The organism is Gimesia sp. (assembly GCF_040219335.1).
GTDB lineage: Bacteria > Planctomycetota > Planctomycetia > Planctomycetales > Planctomycetaceae > Gimesia.
Genome location: NZ_JAVJSQ010000040.1, coordinates 288,288 through 313,817, shown reverse-complemented (window position 1 = coordinate 313,817; position 25,530 = coordinate 288,288). Strand labels below are relative to the sequence as shown.

The window sequence follows — 25,530 nt, the reverse complement described above, 5'->3', positions numbered from 1 at the left end:
GCGGTAGTCTCAGGAAGCGCTGCCGGCAGCCACAGTCTGCTCCCTGGGATCCTTCTGGGGATTGTAAGGAGCATACTCTTTGAGCTTGAGCTTCTGAATCATGGGGATCACCTGATCGGCGGGAATCGCGAAGGATTTGGTTCTGCCAGCCCGGGCGATGTTCAAGCCAATGGCTTTGCCCTGCAGGTCGACGATAACGCCGCCACAGTCTTCGGGGCGAAGTACGGTATCGTGCTGCAGGACTTCAGAGAAACCGGTTTTACGGCGACTCAAGGCGCCTCCCATTTTCTTCTGCATTTCCCGCAGGCGATCGTAGATCAGCATCTGGGGATCGGTGAGGACCACGACCGCGTTGATTTCTTCTTCGTCTCTGAGCAACCGGACCTGGACACGATCGCCGGGGAGAAATTTCCGGATGAACCGCGAGAGTGAACTGGCACTGTCAATGTTTTCGCCGGCCACATTCAGAATCACGTCGCCTGGTTTCAGGCCCGCTTCTTCAGCACCACTTTCGCGCATCACATGTTTGACCAGGGCGCCTCCGTTGGCATCATCAATCTGCACGCCCAGGACTCCCGGGGCGGGTTTGATATCGCGTCGTGTCACGCTGAGTACGCCTACACTCACGGGAGACATGCTCAGCCCGGGAGTGACGAGCCACTGGCCGACCTTGGGATCTGTAATAGCCTGCCATTGAACAGTGGGCAGGTTCCGGGCATCAATTTTGAGCAGGGCCAGATCGAGCTTTCCGTCGACGCCGATGATTTCTGCTTCGTAGCGTTCGGCAGTAGTGAGCTCGCAGGTTACTTTTCCTTCCAGCTGACTGGCTTTCGTCAGGATCCAGCCATCAGATTCCACGATGGCTCCCAGTGAGGCTTCTTTGCCATTCACACGGACGCGGACCGTCCAGGAACGGGGAGTCGAAACGACCGACCGGAACGCGCGACGCATCTGAGAACCGCTGGTCAGCTGGCTTGGCTGCAGTTGATCGTAAGCGGAGGCACTGCCGGTCAGCCACCCTGCGGAGGTGGTGATGATCAAAGCCAGTGCGAACAGCCGGACTGTCTGCGGAATGCGGTTTTTATGATCCTGGTTCAAGAGCTTCTCCTCACATCACTTTATTATCAGATCCGAACTACGAAGCAGTCATCCGGATCGCGATCAAGTTTGTATTAATCCCGGGCGGCGAGTTGAACTTCAAACGACATGCTTTTGCCGTCACGCGTCAGTTGGACCTGCACCGTCTGCCCCGGTTTGTATTGTTGAACGACTTCCGCCAGCTGTTCGATGCCGGTAATCTTTTCATCGTTCAGCTGGTATATAATGTCGTTCTCTTTCAGGCCGGCGATTTCTGCGGGAAATCCGCGGGTGACGCCGGTCACTTTACATCCTTGATCTGTCGTTTCACCATTAACGCCGAGGACGGCATTCTGGCCGAGAGGCTTGGCCCCCCACATATCGCCGGAAACGAGTTTTTCCCAGTCGTCCTGAAATGCGGAGACGGGGATATGAAAATTCCAGCTGGTAGAGGGACCGATGCGGCTGTGAATGCCGACCACCTCGCCCTGCATATTAAATAACGGGCCACCTGAGTCTCCACCGATCAGCGTGCAATCGGTCTGGAGCAGATGTTTTTTCCGAGTCACGATCCGTCCCAGTCGTACGACAGGGGGACGCCCTGCCTGATAACCGTTCGGGTGTCCGGTGGCCATCACCCACTCACCGGTTTTGATCTGGGAGATGTCTCCCATCTTCGCGGCCGTGAGTTTGCTGATATCGACTTCGGCATCTTCAATCAGTTTCACCAGTCCTGCATCGAGACCGCGGTTCAGGCCCATGGTGCGGCCTTTCAACGTGCGGCCATCGTGGAGGATGATGGTGGCATCTTTCTGAGCGAGTCCGATGACATGCGCGGCTGTGAGGATGTAGCCGGCTTTGTTATCAATGATTACCCCACTCCCCTGAGCATCGCCGACCCGTACAGAGACCGTACTGTGAATCGCTTTTTCTGTCAGGGAAGTGACCTGCCGTTCGATCTCCTGGAGATCTTCCAGAGAATCGGGGACCGTCTTGAAAAAGACTTCGGAAAGTTTCGCTGGGGCGACAGGGGTAACAACGGGTTTACGTACCTCGACTTCCTGAGCGTTGGCGGGCGCCAGAGAAAGCAGGAAAAGGGCCATTGCACTGACGAGAGTGCGTTGCACCAAATCACCGGTTGTGGCTCTGAAGAAGATCAAGGGGCTCAAACTCATACCTCGTCAGCAGGAAACTTTGCGGGATGTATTTCTCAGGAAAGAAATACTGCATATAGAATACGCGATGTACATGAGCATTTTCAAGAAAAAACAGGAAATTCCGCATGGATGGGCGTTTTTCTAAATTCCTTAAAAAAGGTGACTTGTGTCGTGTTTAGGGGTTAAGAAAGATTTTGAGAAATCCATAACTGGACTTTCTCAATCCTTATGAAATGGTCTTGAAATCGCTATGATCCGTATGATTGTTCCCCGCAAGAAGCGGTACAGATACGCCTTTTTCACTCAGAGAGAGAAGTCACACCTCATGGAAGTAGAACAGACCGGTTTTCCCGGGTTACTGGTGATCACCCCCCGGGTCTTTTCTGACGAACGTGGTTTTTTCAAAGAAACGTACCAGCAGGAGCGGTACAAGGAGGCTGGCGTCGATGCTTCTTTTGTACAGGATAATGCATCCCGCTCCACTGCCGGCATTCTCAGGGGACTGCATTACCAGATTCAGCACCCCCAGGCCAAACTGGTGCATGTCATGGAAGGGGAAATTCTGGACGTCTGTGTCGACCTGCGGAAGAATTCCCCTACGTTCGGCCAGTCCTACTCCATCCGCCTGACGGGTGAGAATCACAAGCAACTCTATGTGCCCCCGGGTTTTGCCCACGGTTTTTATGTCATCAGCCCCCAGGTTGATTTTGTGTATAAGTGTGGCGATTATTATTATCCCGAACACGACCGGACGTTGCTCTGGAACGATCCCGAACTGGGAATTGACTGGCCGCTCTCAGGCGAGCCACTGCTCTCGGAGAAAGACCGTCGAGGGCTGCCGCTGAAAGAATGTGAAGTTTTCGAATCGCTATGAAACAGCCGCAAATCGCTCTGACAATGGGAGATGTCTCTGGCATCGGTCCCCAGTTACTGGATGCCCTGTGTGTTCAGCCGGAACTGAATGCACTCTGCTGCCCGGTCGTCTATGGCAATGCGGAAGTTCTGCGGCGTGCTGCCCGCCATTCCGGGAGTGGACTGGAAGTCATTTCCGTCGATCAACTACCAGAAGAACTCTCATCCCGGCCGGGAGCAGTCTACTGCATTGACCGTGGACGCGCGGATGTGGCTGAAGCGACACCCTGCCAGGTCGATGCCCGCGCGGGTCGCGGCGCGTACGACTACCTGGTCAGCGCCATCGATGACTGTCTGGCGGGAAAAGTGGATGCGATCACCACGGCCCCCTTAAATAAGGAATCACTGCATCGGGGCGGCATTGATTATCCGGGACATACTGAGATCCTGGCTGACCGGTGTCAGGTAGCCGACTTTGGAATGATGCTCTATCTACCGGGCAGTGATGTGATTCAACCACCGGCTGGTCTGGGAATCGTGCATGCGACCCTGCATACTTCCATCGCCAGCGTTCCCGGCCTGTTGAAAACCGACGAGATCTTTGAGAAGACGCGGCTGATCGCAGAACTGATGCAGATCATGGGCGCGGAACCTCCCCGGGTTGCCGTCTGTGCCTTGAACCCCCATGCGGGAGAACATGGTCTGTTTGGTGATGAGGAAGCGCGGATCATCGCCCCGGCCGTCGAACGGGCCCGGGCCTCTGGTCTGAATGCGACAGGTCCTCTACCGGCCGATACACTAATTCGTCGCGCCGTGCATGGGGAGTTTGACGCGGTCGTCGCCATGTATCACGACCAGGGACACATCCCCTTTAAGCTGCTCGGCTTTGATCAGGCAGTCAATATTACGCTGGGATTGCCGATCGTCCGGACCAGCCCCAGTCATGGCACCGCGTTTGACATTGCCTGGAGCAACATCAAGCCAGAGACCAGAGGCATCATGGAAGCCGTCCGGGCCGCGGTCAAACTGGCCGCACACCAGAAACAGATTCATACCGATTAAAACCTTTCCTGACACAGGACTGAACATGGAAAAGCAACACTTTATCCCCCACCCTGAACCCGATGCGACCAACCTGCTGCTGATTCGTCATGGAGCGACTCCCCCAAACGAACAGCGTCCCTATATTCTGCAGGGTTGCGGCATCAATCCCAGTCTGAGTGAATCGGGACAAAAGCAGGCTCAGGCCCTGGCGACTTTCCTGGCGGAGAACTGTTCGATCAATCATATCTACAGCAGTCCGATGATCCGTGCGAAAGAGACGGCCCAAGCGGTCTGTGCACATTTCAATCTGACTCCGCAGGCAGTCGCGGAGATTCACGAATGCGATGTGGGTCTGTGGGAAGGAAAATCCTGGGACATCATTGAGCAGGAATCGCCGGCCGCCTACAAAGCGTTCATGGATGACCCCTACCGGAACCGTTACGAAGGCGGGGAATCTTACGGTGATGTGTTCAATCGATGTGAGCCTGCACTCCGGTCACTGCTGGAACGCCATACCGGCGAGACGATCGCGGTGGTCGCGCATAACGTAATCAACCGGGTCTACCTGGCCAGCCTGCTGGGACTTCCCATCGAAAAAGCCAAGGATATCAAGCAGAACAATACCGGCATCAATATCATCCGTCATCATGCAGGGGAAACCAAAGTGGTGACGATGAATGCCATCTTCCACTTGAGTGGTGTCCCCCATTAGGTTGCTGTCTGACAGGTCTGTCGATCACTGAGACTTCAGCTGCTGGAGATACTGACTGAGTGTCTCCAGGTTGCTGCTGAAGCGATCGCTGGCGATGTAGCGTGTTTTCACCGGGAATTTCGGCTGCCCCACCAGGCGTTCGCCCGTGCTGACGCTGATCCAGCGTGCCTGATCGTCCAGGTCATAGAGAATCGCTTTCACGCGGGTCAGTAACTGCTTTGGAGTCGGTTCGGTCTGCAGTTTCCGCCCTGCGCTGACGGCTTTGAACTCCCGTTCGAGTTCTCTGACCTCAGAGGTAATCTTCCAGCCGTAGTGCCGGGGCAGATCGGAATCGTCGTAGGTCAGACTGTACTTTTTTCCGCTGCGGTTCATGTAGAGCGGGCGATTGGTCTGCAGTTCGTAATAGCGGGCGAGCTGCCCATCGGGTAACTGAGAGCGTGTTAACCAGGCGAGTGCCCGGGGAATCGGTTCCAGATATTTCTTTTCGCCACTGAAGCGGTAGATCCGCATCAGGGTGGCAATCACATCCTGGGTCTCTCCCCCGGTGATGGCCGGCGGTTCGAAGCGGCGGGCCCAGATGGGCTGCATATCGTAGTTGTACTGCTGTGCCCAGGCGGGCTGTGGTTCGGGTAACTGAGACACAATCAGGAAGTCTCCCAGTTTGAGCACCGCCTGTTTCAGACGCTCATCTTTGTAAATTTCGTAGGCTTCGAGCAACGTCGTGCAGACATAACCGGCCAGCCCGTCGTTGAGGGTATAGTAATCCCAATAGTTTTTGATACGCCCTTCCGTCCGCCAGTCGTATTGGGGAAAGCTGGCCGGCCTGGCCGGGATCGGTGGCACCGGTTCGGTCCAGACCTGAGGAAAGGCCCCCACGGGGAACTGTGCCGCCAGCAGGGCATTCAACGCGACCTGGGCAGATTCGTGGATCTGTTTGTGCTGAAACTTGTGGGCCTGATCGACGTGAATAATGAGGCGAATTGCCGACTGCGTAATTCCGTCGTCGAGGGTCGAGTTGTTCTTGCCACGCCCCTTCCCATTCCGGTACTCGGCGGTCAATTTACTGCGAGGATTGAAATCGATGGAATTCGTCCAGCCCCCCGATTTCAACTGACCATAAACGAGTGCCAGTGCGGCATCGGTAGCGGCATCGAGGTAGAACTGGTCCCCGGTCGCTTCATAAGCCGAGAGGAACGCCATCCCCACTGTCGGAGTGCCGGGAGGCTGCACCCAGATCTGATCCGGAGACGCCTTACCTTCGCCCCAGCGTTCCTTCAGATCAAGGCTGTAGTAGTAAACGTAGCCCCCGTGCAGAGCGAGCTTGTTACGATAAAATTCGCTGGCCGCCCGCATCGCTTTTGTGACGTTCTCCTTGGAAACCGGAATAGCCGCCTGGGCGGAAGCAGTCCTGAAACCGAGGAGAGAAACCATTGAAATTCCCAGCAGAATTGACACTACACGGCCCGGCTTATGCACAACGCACTCCTCTCATATCTGATTACAGAACGGTTTCAGAACAGACTCACACGTTTAACAGGGTCACTCCTTGACGGGAATCCACTGGACGGCGTCAATAATGACATAGCCGTTGGCATCGGTATTGGTCACTTCGACAGCCGCTGTTTTGTCCGGTGTGAATTCATATACTCCCAGCGACACAAACACACTTTCCAGAGGTGGTGTCTGACGCTGGTCGATGGTTTTGGAAGTGGATCCCCCCGCATGCTGCACGGTTACTTTGACCTGCGAACTGCGATTGGTGTTCGGCGGATAGGCATAGCGAACTTCGTAACGTCCCGCCTGGGGAACTTTGGTTTCAAAACGGGCGGCGGCTTTGCCATCCCGCGTATTTGACTCGTGACGGTAACCCGACGCCACATACTTCTTCGCCGAGCGGCTGGTCTGCCAGAGCCCGGTCAGTTTGGCCTGCGCATCGTCGACGACAATGCCTTTGAGTGTTTCCGGATTGATGCCGTTACTTCCGTATTTGACTTCAGGTGGGGCTTCCAGAATCTGGCCCTCTTTGATCAGCTGGGTTTTGAGCTGTTCGTAAGGCACATCCTGCACGTCCAGTTTCTGATCCAGGGCGATCGCAGCTGCTGTCGCAGCGGAGTGACCGAGAATCATGAAAACGGGTTCCATGCGGATCGAACCGAAGGCGATGTGCGAGCTGGAAACGCAGACCGGCACCAGCAGGTTGGCACATTCCCCTTTTTTCGGAACGAGGCTGCCGTAAGCAATTTCATAAGGACCACGGGTCGAAACGCCGATGTCCCCTTCGTTCTGCACATAGCCTTCCGGAGTGACATACCGCTGCACGTTGTGCGAGTCCATTGTGTAAGAGCCCATGCCGACCGAATCGGGGGTAGGCTTCTTTTTGAGCAGTTCGTTTTCGGTCATCACGAATTCGCCGATCATCCGGCGGGCTTCACGGATGTAAAGCTGATGGGGCCAGTTGCCGTTATCGCTGAACTCATCTTTCGCCAGCCCCCATTTCTGCATCTTCTGCTGCACTTCTTTGGGCACACGGGGATCGTTGGAGATGAAGTACAGCCAGCCTTTCTGGTAGGTTTCGTGCTCTTTGATAATCGCTTTACGACGTTCGTAGGATGCTTCGGGATAGTCGTAGTTATAGCCGATGTTATCGGTACTCATGGGACCGTGATTGTTGGTGTCGGTCTTAAAGTTCGGAATGGGATCAAACTTGGCAAACGTCTGGCGCCAGCCGGCATCGTAGATTCGCAGCAAGAGTTCGTACTGCGCGGAATCGTAGCCTTCCGGTTTCGGAAAGGGAACACGATTCTCGTCGTGGTTGGTCAGGCACATGCGAAAACAGTAGGCCTGAATCTTCTTGTCTCCCGAACCGTATTTGCCGGGGTCGGCACCACTGATGCGAGGCAGCAGTCCGCTGGCAGGATCGCCGGGTACTTTGTAGGGACTGATCTTTTCTTTGACCGCGTTGGGGCCAAAGTGGTGCCGGTGATGCAGTACGCCGGTCTGCACACCATTCCATTCTTCACCATAGACACTGTTGGCTTCGCGGCCCACGTGATAGCTCACGCCGGCAGTTGCCAGCAGATCACCTTCGTAAGTGGCATCGATAAATATCTTCCCCTGGAAGGTCTTGCCGCTGAGCGTTTTGATGGCGGTGATTCGATCTCCGTCTTTGGTAACTCCAGACTTGCGATCCAGCCATTCGTCACGGTAAACGGGAATTTCGTATTCTTTGACGAACTCGTCAAACACAGCCTCGGCCACGTGTGGTTCGAAAATCCACATGGTGCGCTGCTTACCATCGATGGCGGGAGTCCCCTGCCCTTTGTCGCCGTAGTCTTTTCGCTGCTGCCACTTCCAGGCGTCCGCGGTCTGATAGTGCTTCCAGACGCGATGATAGAATTCGCGTGCCAGGCCGCCGATAACGGCTTTATTGCCGGTGTCTGTCCAGCCCAGACCACCACTGGAAAGCCCTCCCAGATGTGTATCGGGGCAGACGATAACAGCGGTCTTCCCCAGTCGCTTCGCCTGAACGGCTGCGGTGACGGCCCCGGAGGTGCCACCATAGACGACGACATCATATTCCTTGCCTTGTGCCTTCGGGACAACCAGTAACAGAAACAGTCCGCAGGCGAGCAGTTGCGACATCCACTTCATTTATTCTCTCTCTTTAGTCTCTAACGATGCTGAATATTCCAAGGGTGATTAATACAGAAAGGTCATTCTAACGGCGCGAATGGGCAATACCTAGTCAGAAAACCATGCTGTCCCCGGTTCCCACCGGATTCACTGTTAACAATCATTAGTAATTCTGCGCATCCAGAAGCATTGCGTTGCCGACGTCAATTGTTGACTGGAAGCCAACCTGCTTTAATGTCAGCCAGCAAGAAAGCTATCTGATTATTCGCTTTGCCGTCTGACTGAAGGAATCGCCCTGTGACTGAAGAACTGACCGCCTACCACGAAGTGGGACATGTGCTGATGGCCGTGTATGTCGGTGCCCGCGTCTATTCGGTGACGATCGATCCCGACTGGGATGATGGTCCCGAGCGATACGGAGACGCCGAGATCGCCTGGCCGGAAGGGGTGTTCGATGAAAAGACCCTGCGTGAAAAAGCAATTCTCGTGGCACTGGCCGGTCCGGTTGCCGAGATGATTCACACGGGTGATCCCTTTCATCCGGCTCTCGTGGCAGAATGGTCGGGAGACTGGCAGCAGGCATGGGAAGCAGCTTCCGCCCTGGTTCCCCAGCGACAGGCACGCATGCAGTACCTCGAGCAGAAGACACTCAGTCTGTATCAGCTGTATCGCCAGGACAACTACTGGGCGGCGATCGGAGAACTGGTCGATCAACTGCTGGCTCACGAGACGCTCGAAGAAGAGATGATCTACGACACGATCACCAGCTGGATTTCCATCAGCGGTCAGTAAGCAGGCTGTTGTTCCGTGCCATGATCGCGGTATTCCTCGATCGTACGGAGGACCTCCTGCGCGAGGGTGATTCGTTCGGCATCGGAATCTGTCAGTCGTTCGATCAGTTGCAGCTGCGTCAGATACTCGGCAGGGAAACCGTGAAAGCGGGCCCCCTGGAGAACCAGTTCGTGGTACCAGTCAAAAGGCTGTAGAGCGGGATCGATAAACGCGGCCATCGCCTGGTAGGTAAACACACGGATCAATTTCTGCTCATGCGTCAAGACATCCAACTCGCGTATGTCATATCCGCGCCCCAGCGATTCGAAACGGTCAAGTTCCGTTTTCTGTTCTGTCGTGATCTGGTAGACGGCCCCCCAGACTCCCCCCGCAGATGCGTCATCAATCGTAATATCACATTTCCCGGACGCATCGACGCCGACTTTGTGAAAGCGGAGCTCTGCCTGCTCGAGTAAGGCGATTCCCTGAAACTGACAGCTCCCGATGCGCGCTTCGAGTCGTGCGGGGTGCAAATTTGAACCGTAGGCAAAATAGTTCAATCGCTTCTGCATGTCGTTCTTTATTTCTCATCTCGCACAACATTCCTCCTGCTCACACTTCAAGGAGGGGAATCATGCAGGCGAGTCGTGTTATCTCAAGCGTGATTCGCGTAACTGTTCTAAATGATACAGCAGGCCGGAATCCGCGTCCAAGAGGTGATCAAACCATTACATTTTTCGCAGAATCTGCCTTAATTTCAAGGCTATTTTTCACGGTGTTCATTCCAGTACGAGGTGTTTCCCTGATATTAAACAAGCCTGAATTTTCCAGCTATACGCGTGCTCCAGTTCTCTGCAAGAAAGACACAATTGTTCCTTGTTTTTGAGCGATACTAATAAGTACTCAACCCTTGCCCCTGAGAGAACTGGATTGAAATGAGTTTCATCTTCGACAGAGCAACACAACCAGACGCCGTTCAACAGCATTTCGACCTGTTCCTGCAACACACGACGGAAGGGGTCTGGGACTGGGTCGATCTAGACGCCCAGGAACAATGGTGGTCTCCCCGGTTTTATGAACTGCTGGGCTACTGCGACCAGGAAATTGAATCGAGCCTGGACACCTTCGAACGGCTACTGCATCCGGAGGATGCAGTACAGACGATGCTCGGCCTGCGATCTGCCCTGGAGAACACCATTCGTTTTGAGCACAACTTTCGCCTGCGGGTCAAAGGGGGCCTTTATCGCTGGTTTCGGGGACAGGCCCAGGTCCTGCGTGATTCCTCCGGACAGGCTGTGCGCATGACCGGATCCCTGTCAGACATTCACGAGCGAATTCTACTTCGGACAGAACTGGAAGGGACGCGTCTGCAGGCGTTTCGCGCCCGAGAATTACAACAGTCATTTCTGGCGATGATGAGTCATGAAATCAGGACTCCCCTCTCCGCGATCCTTGGCTTTGCAGAAATCCTGAGTGATTCCAGCGAAGATGAGGAAACGATCAGCGCTGCAAATACGATCCATACCAACGGTCAGTATCTGCTGGATACATTCAACGACTTCGTGGACCTCTCCCGAATTGAGGAAGGCAGGTTTGACCTGAAGCTTCAGGACTGCTGCCCACTGACGGTGATCCAAAACGTGAAGTCGGTCGCCAAACGGAAAGCGGACCACAAGGGGCTGACACTCGAAATCGACCTGGATCATAGTCTGCCGACATCCATCCAGTCCAATCCGATACGCCTCAGGCAGATACTGTTAAACCTGATAGGGGTCGTGATCAACTACACTCACGAGGGAACCATCAGCCTTTTGGTCAGAAAATCACAGACGGCTCCCTCTGATCAGCAAATGGTCTTCATGATTCGTAACAGCGGAAATGGAATGAATATCGAACCGATCAATCAGATTTTTGCCGGACGCCAACTGGCTGATCTGACATCGCTCACCTATCCCGGGGGAGTCGGGCTGAGCCTTTCGATGGCGCGACATCTGGTCCGCCTGCTGGGAGGAGAGATTACGCTTCAGCATGAAACGAATTCCGCTTCAATCGTTGAATTCACAATCAATACGGGCACCAGTTGTGAAATCAAGCCACAGCAGCTTTCGTTATCACAGCGTATCCGTGAACACAAAACATCCCGTTCCAGCTTCGGGATGCTGAGGCAGCCCTGTCGTATCCTGCTGGTGGAAGATGGAATCTACAACCAGAGGCTGATCCAGTACCTGCTGACAAAAGCCGGCGGAAGCGTCACCCTGGCTGAGAACGGGCAGCAGGCAGTCGATCAACTGGGAGCCGTCCTGCAGAGCAAAACCGACATCAACGAGCAGTTTGACCTGATCCTGATGGACATTCAGATGCCGCTCCTGGATGGGTACTCCGCGACGGAACTCATCCGCGAGATGGGATTCAATAACCCGATCATTGCACTCACCGCCAACGTCATGCCCGGCGACCGGGAAAAATGTCTGCAGGCCGGCTGTGATGAATACCTGAGCAAACCACTGGATCGCAAGCGGCTCATTCAGACGATTAACAACCTGCTCAAGTCCAGAAGAAAACGGATGCTGCAGCTGAAATAACGCCGCCAGTCGATTCTAATCTACTAAACGTCTGCTTTAATCTCCTGTCAGAATCTGTTAGGCTGAAACCGTTACAGTTATGCCAGCACAGGAGTATTTTCAGAGTGAGTGATCAACCTTCCGCCCCCGACCTGCCTCCCGCATTTGAGATTCCGGCTGCCTGGAAAGGTGCAGAACTCTTCTCCCGAGACGACTGGCTGGTTCATCTGGATCAACGGCATCTCGCTGATCTGGACTCGGCTGTGAAGATAATCTCGTCGGAAAACCTGAGCCTGTCTGAAATCACTCCCGCACGTTTCCCTCTGCCCGAACTCGGCCCCCTGCTGCGTCGGGTTCAACATCAGCTGGAACACGGATCGGGAGCCTGTCAGATCAAGCGCGTGCCGATCGAGAACTACTCTCAAGAGGAACGCGAGATTCTGTTCTGGCTCATCTCCGTGCACCTGGGAACGCCGGTCTCACAGAGCGCGACTGGGGAAAAGCTGTTCCATGTGAGGGACGAAGGTTTTAAGGTCGGACAGGCCCAGGCCCGCGGTCCGAACACACGCAAACGGCTCAGCTTCCATACCGACCGCTGTGACGTGATTGGTTTTCTGTGCATTCAACAGGCCCTCTCAGGCGGCGATAATCAACTGGTCAGTTCGGTGGCTCTCTTCAACGAGATGCGACAACGCTGGCCCGAGTTGACACAAACCTTGATGGAGCCGTTTTACTATCTCAGGCATAACGTCGATACAGCAAACCAGAAACCGTTCTGTCGGCAACCGATCTTTTCAGTGCAGGGGGGACACTTCGCCGGCAGCTTTCTGCGGGTATTGATCGAACGCGCTTATGCTTCACCCGACCTTCCCGATATGACTCCCGAGCAGAAGCAGGCTATGGATCAGCTGGAAGCACTCGCCGAAACGCCGGAAATGAGTGTCACCTTCAGCCAGGATCCGGGGGATCTGCTGTTTTTGAATAACTGGGTCACGTTTCACCGCCGGGATGAATTCACGGATGCGGAAGAGCCGGAACTGAAACGGCACCTGCTGCGGGTCTGGCTTGCGGTTCCCAACAATCGTCCACTGGATCCCCTGTTTGCTGATAATTACGGGAATACAGCCGCTGGATCTGTTCGCGGAGGCATGCCGGCGACCGCGGCCCCCTGAGCACGGACAGGCTCGATTCGCGATCCGCCTTGTCCCATTTCTCAATTGAGCTAGAATAAGGGACCGATTCGTCCTTTTACCGTACCCTTAAGAACTGAATTTCATGCTTCGCAAATCGCAGCCGCATCAGCAACAGCCTGAATCATCATCCGATTCCGGATTAAACCTGGATCGGCTGGCGTTCGATGAAATTCATCCTGCATTCCTGGATACCCTCGATGAGCAGACCGTCCCCACGGTGACGGGACTGAAAAAGGTGATCTACCTGGTTCTGGCGGGATTCTTTTTCGTGCTGGGCGTGCTCGGCGTGGCACTGCCTGTGCTCCCGACGACGCCGTTCCTGCTGCTGACCAGCTACTTTCTGATCCGCACTTCTCCCCGAATGAACCGGGCACTGCTGCGTTCTCCCGTACTGGGTCAGGTTCTTAAAGAGTGGCAACAGGATGGTGGTGTGCGGCTGAGCGTCAAAATTCAAGCGATTACAATTGTGGTCCTGATCATCGGCGCGACGCTGATCTTCTCGCCCCTCTCGGTGCTGCTGAAATCCGTACTGGTGGCTCTGGCCTGCGTGGGGATCCTGGTGGTGATTCGCCTGCCTGGTCTGAAGTAAGCATTTCCAGCAGGATGCTGTGCAACTGACGAGCGGTTTGACTTTTCTTGTCTGCGCCTCGAAGCTGGTCCTGAGAATCCGGGTGCATAACAGGTGCAACCGCCTTGCTGTTCAGCTAGAATAAAATTCCGATACAAGCACACATATAAATTCGCAACAAGGAGTCTTACATATGCAACGTCGAGAGTTTCTTAAAAGCGGGATGCTGGCAGGGGGAGCAGTTGTGTTAGGTAGTACTGCTGCCCAGGCAGCCGACAGCAAAGAGCAGAAGCCATTTAATCTGAAATACGCGCCCCACTTCGGCATGTTCAAGAATGCCGCGGGCAATGATCCCATCGACCAGTTAAAATTCGCCGCCGACCAGGGCTTTACCGCCTGGGAAGACAACGGTATGAAGAAGAAGCCCAAAGAGCTGCAGCAGAAAATCGCCGATACCATGGAAAAGCTCAACATGGAAATGGGCGTGTTCGTAGCGCATGGTTCCATCGGCAAGCTGACCTTCACCCGCAAAGACAAAGCGGTCTGGGACGAAGTCCTCAAAGACATCAAAGACTCCGTCGAAGTTGCTAAGCGGGTCAATGCGAAATGGATGACCGTCGTACCCGGCAACCTGGATGAAGGTCCCCGTGCCCGTCTGGCTGAAGGTTACCAGACCGCCAACGTGATTGAACTACTCCGCCGCTGTGCTGAGATCTTCGAACCGCATGGTATGGTCATGGTGCTTGAGCCACTCAACTGGTATGCCAATCATGGTGGTGTCTTCCTGCAGGGATCTCCTCAGGCGTATGCCCTTTGTAAAGCAGTCGACAGTCCGGCCTGTAAGATTCTGTTCGATGTCTACCATCAGCAGATTACCGAAGGCAACCTGATCGTGAACATCGATCAGTGCTGGGATGAGATCGGCTACTTCCAGTCAGGTGATAACCCGGGCCGTAAGGAACCCGGTACGGGTGAGATTAACTACCTGAATGTATTCAAGCATATCCACTCCAAGGGATTTGAAGGTATCGTGGGGATGGAACATGGTAATTCCAAGCCCGGCAAAGAAGGCGACATGGCCGTCATCGAAGCTTATCGTGAGGTCGATCAGTTTTAATTGCGGGCAAGACCTGAAATGAAACGTTGCCTGTATCAGGCTCGTTGCGTGCTGGCCTGCTCGCCTGGCGTTAATTTACTGACGATCCCCCATTGATGGACTACTTACTATGACTGAAAAGAAAGCCAAAAACGTGCTCGGCACCGAACTGGAGATCTGCTCTCTGGAACCGGTAACCGGATTTTATCGTGACGGCTGCTGCAACACCGGTGGTTCGGATCTCGGCCTGCATACGGTGTGTACCGAAGTCACGGAAGAATTCCTGGCTTTTTCCAAGGAACGGGGTAACGACCTGAGCACACCTCATCCGTTGTTCGAGTTTCCGGGACTGAAACCCGGCGATCGCTGGTGTCTGTGTGTGGAACGCTGGAAAGAAGCTTTCGAGGCGGGCATGGCCCCCAAGGTGAAGCTCGAATCGTGCCACATCTCGACACTGGAATTCGTCGATCTGGAAGATCTGCAGGCCTACGCCATCGAAGCCTGATGCACGTCAGGCGGATTCCCGCGAACTGATAAAATAAAACCACGGAACCTGCTCTGCGGGTTCCGTGGTTTTTTCATACTGACACCGAGCGACACAGTTTAACTGCTGCTGCGGGATTATCTCGCTTTCAGCATATAGATTTCGCTGAAGGACGAGGTCAGGAACATTTCCCCATTTTGATCGGTGCCGAAGGTCATCACGGGGATGCTGGGACTTTCGATCACATGGTTGGCGGTCACCTTCTTGCTGGCCTCGTCATACTTCAGAGCCCAGAATTTGCCGGAGACATAATCGCCGTAAATGTACATGCCCTCGATCGCGGGAATTGCTTTGCCGCGATAGACGGATCCGCCGGTAATTGACTTACCGACTTGGTGATCGTATTCCCAGATCGGTTCGATGAGGTGCTTGCGGGGTTCGACACCATTGGGACCGAAAGGATGTTTGCCTTCACGGACCGACCAGCCGTAGTTGCCCCCTTTGACGACGATATCGATTTCTTCCCAGATGCCCTGCCCGACATCGCCGGCCCAGAGTTTACCGGTCTTATCATCAAAGGCAATCCGCCAGGGATTACGAAAACCGTAGGCCCAGATTTCCTTGCGGATCGTGGCGAAGGTCGGTATTTTACCATCTTCAAAAGGGTTGTCTTTGGGAATCGCGTAGTTCAGTCCGGGAGATTTGTGATTGACGTCGATGCGGCAGATCGATCCGAGCATGGTGGACAGATTCTGGCCGTTATGGAAGGCATCCCCGCCGGCACCGCCATCACCAAAGACGATATACAGCATGCCATCCGGGCCAAATACGATGGTGCCCCCGTTATGGTTCCAGGCGGGCTGTTCGACTTTCATCAGAATTTCTTCCGAGTCTGCAAGGGCCTGATCCGGATTGTCCCTGGAAACCCGGAAGCGGGAAATGACGGAGGTGGCATTCGGAGTTTCGGGAGAACTGTAGTAGACGAAGAACTCGCCGTTCTTCTTGAAATCGGGGTGGAAGGCCATGCCCAGAAGGCCCATTTCGTTTTTCTTGTCGAGATAGATCACACGATCGGAGATATCGAGGAAGAGTTTGCCTTCTTCCAGATCTTCATCTTCGGGTGTATTGGGAACGATGTAAATCTTTCCCTTCTGCGAGGCGATAAACAGACGGTCCGTGCCATCGCCGGCATGGGTAATCACAATGGGGCGATCAATCTGCAGGTACGGGAACACCTTGACCAGCTTGACGGGAGCCGGAGAAGTATCCACTTTCTCTTCAGCAGAGAGTGTCGGGCAGACAGCCAGAATCAGCAGCAACGCGAGTGAGGTAATCGTTTTCATAGAGGGTCTCTGTCATGCGGGTAAACAACGGGGGAAGAAACGACGCGCTTGCGTGATCAACAGAATAGAAAAAAAAGACCGTCAATGCCACTCTGCGCCCGGTCTGCTTTCCGGCGAGACTTTAAAAAACAAATCAGGGCTTTTTAATCAGCACCGGTCGGCACCAGTTGAGATGATCTTCAATGTCCGCGTTTTTACCAAAACCGACTTTCAATACCAGCTGCTGTGCGCCGGTAAGATCGATCCGGGGCACTTTGACAATCTCTGTTGAGTGCCGCGCCACTTCGCGATGAAAAACAGGCTTGCCATCCACCAGGATCTGCACCTCGACGCTGGCCCGCTGCCCTGCGGAATCGTCCAGCCCCACACTGGTTTCGAACGCAGCATACTGCCCATCCAGTTGATAATGCAGCTCTGCAGCGCTGTGCATACCGAGACCGGAATCGAAGTACTGCCCCCCTGAAATCAGCGGTCCGTCAAGCACATTACGATTGCGCTGCCACTTCCAGTTTCGAGAGAGATAGGGGGTAAAACGGTACTCAGAGGGCTCCAGCTCCGACAGGGGAACCACGCGGCCTCTCCGAGGTGTGACGGCAGCCAGGCGATCCCGCTCACAGATCATGTCTGCTCCAAACAGGGTGCGAGCCCGCAGTCGGCTGTCGTTCAACGAGAGATTCGAGACCGTTACCCGTGAGCCATCGGTGAGTGTGACTTGATAATGCAGCTGTTCGGGCTGCGGAAACGCAATCAGCTCCGGATTGAAATAAAAATAGGCGATCCCGTTACGGGGAACCGTTGTTTCACCGGCCGCGGATTCGAACCGGAAACCGCCCTCATCGAATCCCAGAAATTCACCTTCGAGGTAGTCGCCGTTTTTGAGGTAGAACAAATCGGTCTTTTTGACCGTCTGTTCCAGCTGACGAATCAGGCGGGCGCGGGCATGTGTGGCACGGGGCCAGCTAAAATAAGCTGCCCGGATCGTTTCCAGGGGCACTTTCAATTCATCCAGCCGGGGACAGGCGGTCAGACGAATCACAAGTGCTTCCTCAGCAGCCCGTAAAATCTCGGCATGCAGACGGTCGCCGTTCGCCAGGATCAACAGGCCCCCGCTGGGAGGCAGCTTGTCGACCGGATCTAACTGCAGGCGGACAATCTCTGTTGCCGGTATTTCTTCAGTTCCTGCTTTGCTCTTAATTGTGAATCGGTTCTGCACAATCTGCAGCAGTTTGCCGGTGATAGTTTTTCCCGCCGCGGTCTGAAGTTCGTCGGCCTGCAACGGTCCCGTGACCAGAGTACAGGACAACAGAGTCAGACAGAGCACAACGAACAATCGCATCGAACAACCTCTGGGGGAATGCAGCATTCCGAATCAACGCTGGAAAATCGGGATGTTATTGCGGGGGATCTGTAGAACAATACAGGACATGGCCGTGCTGTATTCCACGCAGTTGGAACTGTCGGGACGCCAGCTGCCACTCGCCATCTGGCCGGCGACGAGCTCTTCGCGAATCGCGGTGTACCAGGTATCCCAGTACTGCTGCCCCGCCTGCCACATCGCCTGGACGGCGTAATACTGACCATAGTAATAATGACTGCCCCGGAAATAACGCTGATTGGGCAATCGGCCCATCAGGTAGGTCAACCCGTTTTCGATCTCCGGGCCTTCATAGATCCCGGCACTGTATAAAGCGACAACGCCCGCTGCCGAGCGCGGAAATTCACTCTCGGCCTGCCGGACCAGTTGATAGCGAAACCCACCATCGGGGTTCTGGCTCTTTTTGACATAATCGATGCAGCGATCGATGACCTCTTTGGAGATAAAGATGCCGCAGTTACGAGCGGCCCGCAGGGCCATGATCTGACAGACGGTGACCGAGAGATCCGCGTCCTTACTTTCCGGCGTGTAGCGCCAGCCTCCTTTAGCGTTCTGCGATTTGACGATCAGTTCCACCGCTTTTTCGAGTTTGACGCGGACATCTTTGCTGCGCGTCATCCCGTAAACTTCCGCGAGAAACAGCGTCGCGAAGCCATGCCCGTACATCGGACCGTGTGAGATGCTGTCGGGCGAAATGATATATCCGGATGGCTTGCAGGAAGCGAGAATGAAATCGACGGCTTTCTGAACCTGAACGCCGTACTTGCCCCGCCCCGGTGTGTTCCCGTCTCCCAGAAAGGCCATGCCACACAGCGCGGTGATGGCCACGTTGTTCTTAAAAGTGGAACCGGAACCAAAAGAACCATCGGGATGTTGACGCTCAGCCAGATATTGCAGACCGCGCTCTACCGCCAGTCGTGTCGGTGGTGTGTAATAGCGTTTACCCTGCGCGTCGATCGAACGGTTGATTTCCGGCTGGGCTGAAACAGGCTGGACCGCTCCGCAAAGTATCAACGTCAGCGCCAGAACCAGACCGCGGACGGAAACCGGGATTCGAGTGAAGAGGCCTGGTTGAAATCGCAGGTATCGCAAAGCAGTCACTTACCCTGAACAGAGTGAAATCGGAGTCGACTTACCCCTGTATTGTACGGGATCGAAGAGTAATGAAAAGCAGCAGCCTGGAAAAAGCCGCTCGATCGGCTGGATCAGGGCTGAATGACTTCCGGATATTTCGAATTCCGTCCCGATAACCGGGGCGTGGGCCGCATGGCTCCCCCTGGCTGAGGTTGTGCAGTGGGTTTCGTCATCATTGACTGCTCAATGGCCAACCGCGATTCGGTCCGCTGACGGCTGAAATCAGGGGGACGGACGACTTCCGGTCCCAGAGAGCTGGAGGGGAGCGGATCTTCCAGCTCCATCAGCTTCCTTTCTTCCATTTTCTGACTGCGGTTCATCGTCTGGCGGCCCGAAAACAGCCGGGGAATACGCGTATTCGTGGAGTTAATACAGCCTGCACAGGCAGGTGTAAGTAACACGATCACGCAGAGACGAAAACAGGAATTCATGAAATGACAGACTTTGGAAAAACGGGGCTGTCCTCAGCGGAAAGCAGAGGCTTCAGAACAGGGACCGGACTATAGCAGATGACCTGCCTGACGAATAGAGAGATTTTTCAGGATCGCCGCTCTGAAGAAAGCCTCTAAACCGCTCGTATTTCTTAATTTACAGCGATATAATCAGGCCCTGATGCATCAAACTGAGGAAAACCCGGTTTTTCAGAGGCTAACCCGGTGCTGACGCTGGCAGAAAACCGGTTTTCGCAATAGCATCCTCTGTAGTGGAAACAATTTTCGTCTTCCCCTGAGACTGGTATCGAAACAAAGGATTTATGCTGCTCCCATGTCAACTTCTCCCAAAGTCTGTGTGTTACGTGCCCCCGGAACGAACTGCGATATCGAAACGGCACATGCCTTTGATCTCTGTGGAGCCGAATCCACCCGCATCCATCTGCTCAAACTGCTCGAAAACCCGGCGCAACTGAACGATTACCAGATCCTCTGCCTGCCCGGTGGCTTCAGTTATGGTGATGACGTGGGCGCGGGCATCATTTTCGCCAGTCACCTGCAGGGACAGCTGGGAGAAGTGATTGGCAACTTCCTGGCCGCTGACAAACTGGTACTGGGGATCTGTAACGGATTCCAGGTGCTGCTCAAATCGGGTATCCTGCCCGGTGGTGCTGCCAGCTGGCCCCCCAAAGCCGATCAGCCCCGCGATGCCACGCTGACCTGGAACAACAATGGCAAATACACGTCGCTCTGGGTCAATCTGGGAGTGCTCGCGAAAGAGAACGTCTTCCTCAAAGACATCGACCAGATCGAACTGCCCATCGCGCACGCTGAAGGCCGCATCGCCGTCAGTGATCCGTCAGTCATCGAAAACTGGCAGGCCAATTCACAGATCGCAATGTGCTACCGGGAAACCGGTGACGCAGAAACAACGCTGCAGGAAGAGATTCTCCCCTATCCGGTGAACCCGAACGGTTCGGCCTGTAACATCGCCGCCCTGGGAGATCCTTCCGGTCGCGTCCTGGGACTGATGCCTCACCCCGAGCGTTACCTGTTCGCCACACAGCATCCGCAGTGGACGCGTCTGGGCCTGGAAGGGGAAGGCGCAGGCATCCAGTTGTTCCGCAACGCGGTCAACTACTTCGCCTGAGTCTGAGCTGCGAACGATTCAGCTCGAGAGTTTCAACAGCAGGTCATCATCGACGAGCTCCCCTTTGGGGAGTTCTTTAATGGCCTGCATCACGCGTTGCACGGTCTGCTCACTCGGCTCACGTCCCAGTTCATGCAGGCGGTGCTGAATCGCTCTCCGACCGCTGTGACGTCCGAGTACCAGTCGAACGCCCTCTGCACCGACCGTCTCTGGTCGATAAGGCAGATACGTATCGGGGTTCTTCAACAGTCCGTCCTGGTGGATACCCGCTTCAGTCGCGAAGATGTTGCTGCCGCCAATCGGCTTCATCGGAGAGAGAGGAATGCCCGTTAATTCGGAAACCAGACTGCAGAGTGGCGCGAGTTGACTGACATCCAGTTTATGCGGTCGCTCATATTCATCCTGATGCAGATGCAGGGCCATCGCGACCTCTTCCAGTGCGGCATTGCCGGCCCGCTCTCCAATGCCGTTGACGGTACACTGCACGACGTTCGCCCCCGCATCGATACAGGCCAGCGTGTTCGCGACCGCCAGTCCCAGATCGTTATGAAAGTGCACCGCCAGCAGTACGTTCTCAATGCCGGGCACCTGGTCCTGAATCTGACAGATCAGATCCTGCGCCTTGTAGGGGGTGAGGATGCCCACGGTATCGGGAAACCCGATGGTCGTCGCCCCGGCAGCGATCGCTTCCCGGTAGACTTCACAGAGGAAGTCGACTTCGGTACGACTCGCATCTTCAGGACTGAACGCCACGATGTCGAACTTTTCCGCCGCGTACTGAATGCTGTCGACGATCAGTTTGAGGACTTCGGTTTTATTCTTTTCCAGCTTGAACTCACGGTGCAGCGGACTCGTCCCGCAGAAGAGACTCACGCCCCGTTTATGTGGCGAATTGCCGGCGAGCGCCTCGTCGGCTGCGTCAATGTCGCCGGGCAGCGTGCGACAGAGGGCCGTGAGCACCGGTTTCTTGATCACACCGACCATACTTTGAATCGCTTCGATGTCCGCCTGCGACGAAGCAGGGAAACCGGCATCCAGTGAATGCACGCCGGCTGCTTCGAGGGCTTTCGCGATCTCTAGTTTCTCGACCGGATCAAGCGTGGCGCCGGGCATCTGTTCGCCGTCACGCAAAGTCGTATCGCTGAACAGGACCGCACCGGAACGTCGATGATGACGGATCACCGCCCGCTTGACTTTATTCTTTACGTGTTTTTTGGCACCAGAGAAAAACTGAAACATCCATTTGCATCCATACTAAAACTGAAAGCAGTATCTCGACTGGATCACGATTATAGCCAGCGTGCGTCGAACTGACACTGTTTTCAGAGACATTCACTCGATTTCCGGGGGATTCCCTGTGTCTGTGAAACTCATTGCGTATTACTCAATCATTGCATGCCTGCCCGATCTTCCCTCCCCGTTATGACTCGTATATGATCCCCACAGATTCAACCCGCCATAAAGGATTTTGCAGCGATGACCGTGTTCGACCTTGGAGTGTTCCCCACTCAATCTTTTCATCTCCTGGCTGCCACTGAAGGAACGATGTGGCATTCCCTGGCAGATATTCTCATCCTGCTGGCAACAGCTATTGTCCTGGGAACCCTGGCCGAACAGCTCAGGCAGAGTGCTATTCTGGGCTACATCGCCGCGGGGACCCTTGTCGGCCCCAACCTTTTGGGCTGGGTCGCGGATCGACAGAGCATTTTTGACCTCGCGGAACTGGGGGTGGCTCTGCTGCTGTTTGCCATAGGTCTTGAATTTTCGCTACCGCGACTCAAGCGACTGGGACGCATCCCGCTGGTCGCCGGCATCCTGCAGATTATTCTCACTCTGCTCGGAGGACTGTCCGTCTCACTGCTGCTGAGTTTTTCCTTTCCCGAGTCCCTGGCGATTGGAGCGATGATTGCCCTCAGCAGCACTGCATGTGTCGTACGGATGCTCAATGACCGGGCCGAACTCGATTCCCCTCACGGTCGCACCGCGTTGGGAATTCTGCTGGTTCAGGACATGGCGGTCATTCCGCTGATGCTGATCATCACCGCGCTGGTCGGCAAAGGATCGGCGGGAGAGATCGCGATTCAGCTCTCGATCTCATTCCTACTGGCGGTTGTCTTTGTGGCTGTGTTTTATGGACTGTTCAATTTCATTCTACCCCGACTGCTGGAACTGTCATCTCTCAGACGGAACCGTGATTTCCCGATTCTGCTGGCGATGGTGATGGCGGCGGGCTCTGCCTGGGCCGCGCATCGACTCGGACTCAGCCCTGCGCTGGGCGCGTTCGTCGCGGGTGTGTTGCTGGCGATCTCCCCGTTTGCCACGCAAATTCGCGCCGATGTCCAGCCGCTGAAAACCGTGCTCGTCACCCTGTTCTTCTCTGCCGTCGGCATGTTTGGTGACCTGAACTGGGCCGTCCAACACCTGGGACTCGTCCTCGCTGTCGTTGCAGCGATCATTACTGGCAAACTGTTAATCACCTTCGGAGCAGCCTGGTTCTGTGGTCAGCCCTGGCAGTTCGCCCTGGGAACCGGCCTCTGTCTGGCCCAGGTCGGGGAATTCTCCTTTGTACTCGCCACAGTGGCGCGGGGCACAGTGGACGCACCGGGGATTCTCTCGGAAACTACGTTCCGCCTGATCATTTCATCGACGATCGCCACACTGCTGCTGACTCCCTACCTGATTCAACTGGCACCGGTCGCCGCGAATCTGCTCCGCCAACTGTGGGGCCGACAACCGGCTGAAAACGAATCACACTCGCCTAATGTTGATGTTACGGATCTGGAATCCAGCCGGGAGACCGACGATGATCTGGTCCTCATCCTGGGATTCGGTCCCGCCGGTCAGCGGGTTGCCGGCGAACTGTTGCAGGTCGGTCTGAAAAAGATTGTGGTCGTCGATCTCAACCACGAGAACCTACGGATGGCGGAACAGTACGGTCTCCGTTCCCAACTGGGCGATGCGACTCAGATCGAAGTGCTGGAACATGCGGGCCTGTATCGCTCCCGCCTGGTGATTACGACCCTGCCCAGTCCCACGGTCTGCCGCCAGATCATCTACCTGGTACGTCAGATGGCACCGGCTACGACCCTGTATGTCCGCTGTCGCTACCACCTGCATCACTGGCAGCTCCTGGCGGCGGGAGCGGATGTGATTGTTGATGAAGAAGAGCACGTGGGTGAATGCCTGGCGAAACACATTCTGGATTCCCCCCTACTGCTGCAGCAGTTGTTGAAGTCGAATCAGAAACCAGAGTCGGGACAGTCCCCCGACCAGGCATAAAAAAGGCCCCCTTCACTGCCGAAGGGGGCCTGGTGATGATCGTTTCAGATTGAAACAGACTCTTACAGTTCAGCCGTTGTGGGAACCACGAACGGTTTACGGTATTCACGAGTCAGTTTCGGATTCGCAGCAGAAGCCTGTCCACCGGTGAAGGTTTCTGACTTGCTGTCGATAGTCAGTTTGGGGCCCATGCTGATGATGGTGTCATCAGTATCGAGCTTGTTGTTGCCCAGGTGCTCGCGGAAGCGGCCCAGTGTTTCCAAGGCTTCGCTATCACCCTTGAATTCACCGGCGACTTCCTTCACAGGCATGGTATTGCCCATTTCGTAGGAAATGTTACCCAGGTGACACAGGGCACTGGAGACATGACCTTCTTCGATGTCCGCATTCAGATCGCTGATCTTGCGGCTGCGAACAGCATCCACAAAGTTGGCGAAGTGATCGGCAGAACCGGAGAACTTCTTGATCAGCTTGCCGTCGTTGTTGAAGGCAGAAGCACTGTTGTAGCTTGGAATCACAACGTAACCGTCGGTACCGTAGAAGATCACCCCTACTTTGGCACCACGGTAAGGTTCGGTTTCCAGACCACGTACTTCGAAGACCAGACGCTTGTCGCCGAACTGGTGGATACTGACCTGGGTATTGGCTACGTTACCAGCATCGGTGTAACCCAGACGTCCGCCGTAAGCCTGAACGCTGTCACCGACGTTGTCAACGCCGAGTCCCCAGCGGGCTACGTCCATCTGGTGAATCCCCTGGTTACCCAGGTCGCCGTTACCGGTTGGTGTCTGCCAGTGCCAGTCGTAGTGGAAACGCTGACGTGTCAGCGGTGCCATCGGTGCTGGTCCGAGCCACAGATCGTAGTCGACGCTGGCCGGTACATCGTAGTTACCTTTAGGACCGATTGATTTACGACGCTTGTAGCAGGTACCGCGAGCCAGTTTGACTTCGCCGATGCCGCCGGCTTTCACGAATTCAATCGCATCGATCAGACCAGGTTGTGAACGGCACTGAGTACCGGTCTGAACGATCTTGTTGTGCTTGCGGGCGGCTTCTACAATCCGACGACCTTCGCTCACGTTGTGGCTGACCGGCTTTTCACAGTAAACGTCTTTACCAGCCTGGATCGCCCAGATCGCTCCCAGAGCGTGCCAGTGGTTGGGAGTCGCGATGCTGACGATATCGATATCCTGATCGTCGAAGGCTTTCCGCAGGTCTTTGTAGTAAGTTGGTTTTTTGTTGGTCTTTTTGTAGACGTTGCCCACACCTTTGGTCATCCCCACGCTTTCATCGGGATCGACGATGGCGACGATTTCGGTGTCTTTACGACCGGCGAAAGCGCCCAGGTGAGACTGACCACGGCCATTGACACCCAGCAGGGCGACACGCAGTTTTTCGTTGGGGCTGCTGGACTGCGACTCGGCTGCAGAGAGCTGAGGAATCGAAGTGCTCAGAGCTGCTGCGCCAGCGGCAGCAAACATCGATTGTTCAAGGAATTCGCGACGAGATTGTTGAGACATCTTCTTTTTTCTCCTCATTGTGGTGTCAGAAGGTAGGTGGCACTGTGCACGCTCAGGCGGGGTGGAACAACAGACAGCAAGGTGATGCAGCACACAGTCAAACCGTTCCTGTGTACTCGACCACAGCCAGTTCAGGTGCCGTCATTCCGG

At 55.0% G+C, this 25,530-nt stretch carries 22 protein-coding genes; 11 read left to right on the top strand and 11 right to left on the bottom strand.

Features of this window, described 5'->3' with window-relative positions:
• Positions 1-9: 9 nt before the first annotated feature.
• Together RID21_RS29660 and RID21_RS29655 are read right to left on the bottom strand one after the other, a co-directional pair.
• A complete protein-coding gene (locus RID21_RS29660; RefSeq protein WP_350195309.1) occupies positions 10-1,098 on the bottom strand; it encodes a S1C family serine protease in 1,089 nt (362 codons plus the stop codon).
• 74 nt (positions 1,099-1,172) lie between these two features.
• Complete coding sequence (locus RID21_RS29655) at positions 1,173-2,204, bottom strand: S1C family serine protease (protein ID WP_350195307.1); 1,032 nt, start codon at positions 2,202-2,204, stop codon at positions 1,173-1,175.
• Between the two features lie 355 nt (positions 2,205-2,559).
• Between RID21_RS29655 and rfbC the strand changes: the two genes are divergently transcribed.
• Genes rfbC through RID21_RS29640 form a run of 3 tightly spaced genes read left to right on the top strand, consistent with a single transcriptional unit; the run spans position 2,560 to position 4,842 of the window.
• Entirely contained in the window at positions 2,560-3,108 is a 549-nt protein-coding gene (gene rfbC, locus RID21_RS29650; protein WP_350195305.1) for a dTDP-4-dehydrorhamnose 3,5-epimerase, read from the top strand.
• On the top strand, positions 3,105-4,148 hold the full coding sequence (gene pdxA / locus RID21_RS29645) for a 4-hydroxythreonine-4-phosphate dehydrogenase PdxA (RefSeq protein ID WP_350195303.1): 1,044 nt from the start codon (positions 3,105-3,107) through the stop codon (positions 4,146-4,148). Before rfbC ends, pdxA begins: the two co-directional genes overlap by 4 nt.
• A gap of 25 nt (positions 4,149-4,173) precedes the next feature.
• Entirely contained in the window at positions 4,174-4,842 is a 669-nt protein-coding gene (locus tag RID21_RS29640) for a histidine phosphatase family protein (protein ID WP_350195302.1), read from the top strand.
• A 24-nt stretch (positions 4,843-4,866) separates the two neighbouring features.
• Here the strand turns inward: RID21_RS29640 and RID21_RS29635 are convergent, their stop codons facing one another.
• The gene (locus RID21_RS29635) at positions 4,867-6,273 is read right to left on the bottom strand and encodes a pectate lyase (protein ID WP_350195300.1); all 1,407 of its coding nucleotides are present in this window, start codon (positions 6,271-6,273) and stop codon (positions 4,867-4,869) included.
• Positions 6,274-6,381: 108 nt separating this feature from the next.
• On the bottom strand, positions 6,382-8,484 hold the full coding sequence (locus RID21_RS29630) for an FAD-dependent oxidoreductase (protein WP_350195320.1): 2,103 nt from the start codon (positions 8,482-8,484) through the stop codon (positions 6,382-6,384).
• 288 nt (positions 8,485-8,772) lie between these two features.
• Between RID21_RS29630 and RID21_RS29625 the strand changes: the two genes are divergently transcribed.
• Positions 8,773-9,267: a M41 family metallopeptidase gene (locus RID21_RS29625; protein WP_350195298.1), complete on the top strand. Its 495-nt coding sequence runs from the start codon at positions 8,773-8,775 to the stop codon at positions 9,265-9,267.
• On the opposite strand, the gene RID21_RS29620 is transcribed toward RID21_RS29625, so the two are convergent.
• Complete coding sequence (locus tag RID21_RS29620; protein WP_350195296.1) at positions 9,261-9,818, bottom strand: gamma-glutamylcyclotransferase family protein; 558 nt, start codon at positions 9,816-9,818, stop codon at positions 9,261-9,263. The two genes, RID21_RS29625 and RID21_RS29620, sit on opposite strands and share 7 nt — an antisense overlap.
• Before the next feature lie 363 nt (positions 9,819-10,181).
• On the opposite strand from RID21_RS29620, the gene RID21_RS29615 reads away from it, so the two are divergent.
• The 5 genes from RID21_RS29615 to RID21_RS29595 all read left to right on the top strand — a co-directional run bounded on the left by RID21_RS29615 (position 10,182) and on the right by RID21_RS29595 (position 15,169).
• Entirely contained in the window at positions 10,182-11,828 is a 1,647-nt protein-coding gene (locus RID21_RS29615; protein ID WP_350195294.1) for a PAS domain-containing hybrid sensor histidine kinase/response regulator, read from the top strand.
• A gap of 104 nt (positions 11,829-11,932) precedes the next feature.
• A complete protein-coding gene (locus RID21_RS29610; RefSeq protein WP_350195292.1) occupies positions 11,933-12,979 on the top strand; it encodes a TauD/TfdA family dioxygenase in 1,047 nt (348 codons plus the stop codon).
• 103 nt (positions 12,980-13,082) lie between these two features.
• The gene (locus tag RID21_RS29605; RefSeq protein WP_350195290.1) at positions 13,083-13,589 is read left to right on the top strand and encodes a YbaN family protein; all 507 of its coding nucleotides are present in this window, start codon (positions 13,083-13,085) and stop codon (positions 13,587-13,589) included.
• A 172-nt stretch (positions 13,590-13,761) separates the two neighbouring features.
• A complete protein-coding gene (locus RID21_RS29600; RefSeq protein ID WP_350195288.1) occupies positions 13,762-14,685 on the top strand; it encodes a TIM barrel protein in 924 nt (307 codons plus the stop codon).
• A 109-nt stretch (positions 14,686-14,794) separates the two neighbouring features.
• Positions 14,795-15,169 carry a DUF2237 family protein gene (locus RID21_RS29595; protein ID WP_145041809.1) on the top strand — a complete coding sequence of 125 codons (375 nt, stop codon included), beginning with the start codon at positions 14,795-14,797 and terminating at the stop codon, positions 15,167-15,169.
• Between the two features lie 116 nt (positions 15,170-15,285).
• Here RID21_RS29595 and RID21_RS29590 read toward each other — a convergent pair whose 3' ends face one another.
• The 4 genes from RID21_RS29590 to RID21_RS29575 all read right to left on the bottom strand — a co-directional run bounded on the left by RID21_RS29590 (position 15,286) and on the right by RID21_RS29575 (position 19,431).
• On the bottom strand, positions 15,286-16,491 hold the full coding sequence (locus tag RID21_RS29590) for a PQQ-dependent sugar dehydrogenase (protein ID WP_350195286.1): 1,206 nt from the start codon (positions 16,489-16,491) through the stop codon (positions 15,286-15,288).
• 133 nt (positions 16,492-16,624) lie between these two features.
• A complete protein-coding gene (locus RID21_RS29585) occupies positions 16,625-17,827 on the bottom strand; it encodes an NPCBM/NEW2 domain-containing protein (protein WP_350195284.1) in 1,203 nt (400 codons plus the stop codon).
• A gap of 33 nt (positions 17,828-17,860) precedes the next feature.
• Positions 17,861-18,958: a prenyltransferase/squalene oxidase repeat-containing protein gene (locus RID21_RS29580; protein WP_350195282.1), complete on the bottom strand. Its 1,098-nt coding sequence runs from the start codon at positions 18,956-18,958 to the stop codon at positions 17,861-17,863.
• 113 nt (positions 18,959-19,071) lie between these two features.
• Complete coding sequence (locus RID21_RS29575; RefSeq protein ID WP_350195280.1) at positions 19,072-19,431, bottom strand: hypothetical protein; 360 nt, start codon at positions 19,429-19,431, stop codon at positions 19,072-19,074.
• 334 nt (positions 19,432-19,765) lie between these two features.
• Between RID21_RS29575 and RID21_RS29570 the strand changes: the two genes are divergently transcribed.
• Positions 19,766-20,581 (top strand): phosphoribosylformylglycinamidine synthase subunit PurQ, encoded by an 816-nt coding sequence (locus RID21_RS29570; protein WP_145041813.1) that lies wholly within the window; start codon positions 19,766-19,768, stop codon positions 20,579-20,581.
• An 18-nt stretch (positions 20,582-20,599) separates the two neighbouring features.
• On the opposite strand, the gene RID21_RS29565 is transcribed toward RID21_RS29570, so the two are convergent.
• On the bottom strand, positions 20,600-21,820 hold the full coding sequence (locus tag RID21_RS29565; protein WP_350195278.1) for a 2-isopropylmalate synthase: 1,221 nt from the start codon (positions 21,818-21,820) through the stop codon (positions 20,600-20,602).
• 237 nt (positions 21,821-22,057) lie between these two features.
• On the opposite strand from RID21_RS29565, the gene RID21_RS29560 reads away from it, so the two are divergent.
• On the top strand, positions 22,058-23,860 hold the full coding sequence (locus RID21_RS29560; RefSeq protein WP_350195276.1) for a cation:proton antiporter: 1,803 nt from the start codon (positions 22,058-22,060) through the stop codon (positions 23,858-23,860).
• 62 nt (positions 23,861-23,922) lie between these two features.
• Here RID21_RS29560 and RID21_RS29555 read toward each other — a convergent pair whose 3' ends face one another.
• A complete protein-coding gene (locus tag RID21_RS29555; protein ID WP_350195274.1) occupies positions 23,923-25,380 on the bottom strand; it encodes a Gfo/Idh/MocA family protein in 1,458 nt (485 codons plus the stop codon).
• Positions 25,381-25,530: the final 150 nt, after the last annotated feature.

Coding starts and splice junctions, on each gene's coding strand:
- RID21_RS29565 (WP_350195278.1), bottom strand. CDS start 21,820: ATGTTTCAGTTTTTCTCTGGTGCCAAAAAACACGTAAAGAATAAAGTC.
- RID21_RS29590 (WP_350195286.1), bottom strand. CDS start 16,491: ATGAAAACGATTACCTCACTCGCGTTGCTGCTGATTCTGGCTGTCTGC.
- RID21_RS29630 (WP_350195320.1), bottom strand. CDS start 8,484: ATGTCGCAACTGCTCGCCTGCGGACTGTTTCTGTTACTGGTTGTCCCG.
- RID21_RS29615 (WP_350195294.1), top strand. CDS start 10,182: ATGAGTTTCATCTTCGACAGAGCAACACAACCAGACGCCGTTCAACAG.
- RID21_RS29585 (WP_350195284.1), bottom strand. CDS start 17,827: ATGCGATTGTTCGTTGTGCTCTGTCTGACTCTGTTGTCCTGTACTCTG.
- RID21_RS29575 (WP_350195280.1), bottom strand. CDS start 19,431: ATGAATTCCTGTTTTCGTCTCTGCGTGATCGTGTTACTTACACCTGCC.
- RID21_RS29595 (WP_145041809.1), top strand. CDS start 14,795: ATGACTGAAAAGAAAGCCAAAAACGTGCTCGGCACCGAACTGGAGATC.
- RID21_RS29570 (WP_145041813.1), top strand. CDS start 19,766: ATGTCAACTTCTCCCAAAGTCTGTGTGTTACGTGCCCCCGGAACGAAC.
- RID21_RS29600 (WP_350195288.1), top strand. CDS start 13,762: ATGCAACGTCGAGAGTTTCTTAAAAGCGGGATGCTGGCAGGGGGAGCA.
- rfbC (WP_350195305.1), top strand. CDS start 2,560: ATGGAAGTAGAACAGACCGGTTTTCCCGGGTTACTGGTGATCACCCCC.
- RID21_RS29620 (WP_350195296.1), bottom strand. CDS start 9,818: ATGCAGAAGCGATTGAACTATTTTGCCTACGGTTCAAATTTGCACCCC.
- RID21_RS29605 (WP_350195290.1), top strand. CDS start 13,083: ATGCTTCGCAAATCGCAGCCGCATCAGCAACAGCCTGAATCATCATCC.
- RID21_RS29640 (WP_350195302.1), top strand. CDS start 4,174: ATGGAAAAGCAACACTTTATCCCCCACCCTGAACCCGATGCGACCAAC.
- RID21_RS29635 (WP_350195300.1), bottom strand. CDS start 6,273: ATGGTTTCTCTCCTCGGTTTCAGGACTGCTTCCGCCCAGGCGGCTATT.
- RID21_RS29560 (WP_350195276.1), top strand. CDS start 22,058: ATGACCGTGTTCGACCTTGGAGTGTTCCCCACTCAATCTTTTCATCTC.
- RID21_RS29555 (WP_350195274.1), bottom strand. CDS start 25,380: ATGTCTCAACAATCTCGTCGCGAATTCCTTGAACAATCGATGTTTGCT.
- pdxA (WP_350195303.1), top strand. CDS start 3,105: ATGAAACAGCCGCAAATCGCTCTGACAATGGGAGATGTCTCTGGCATC.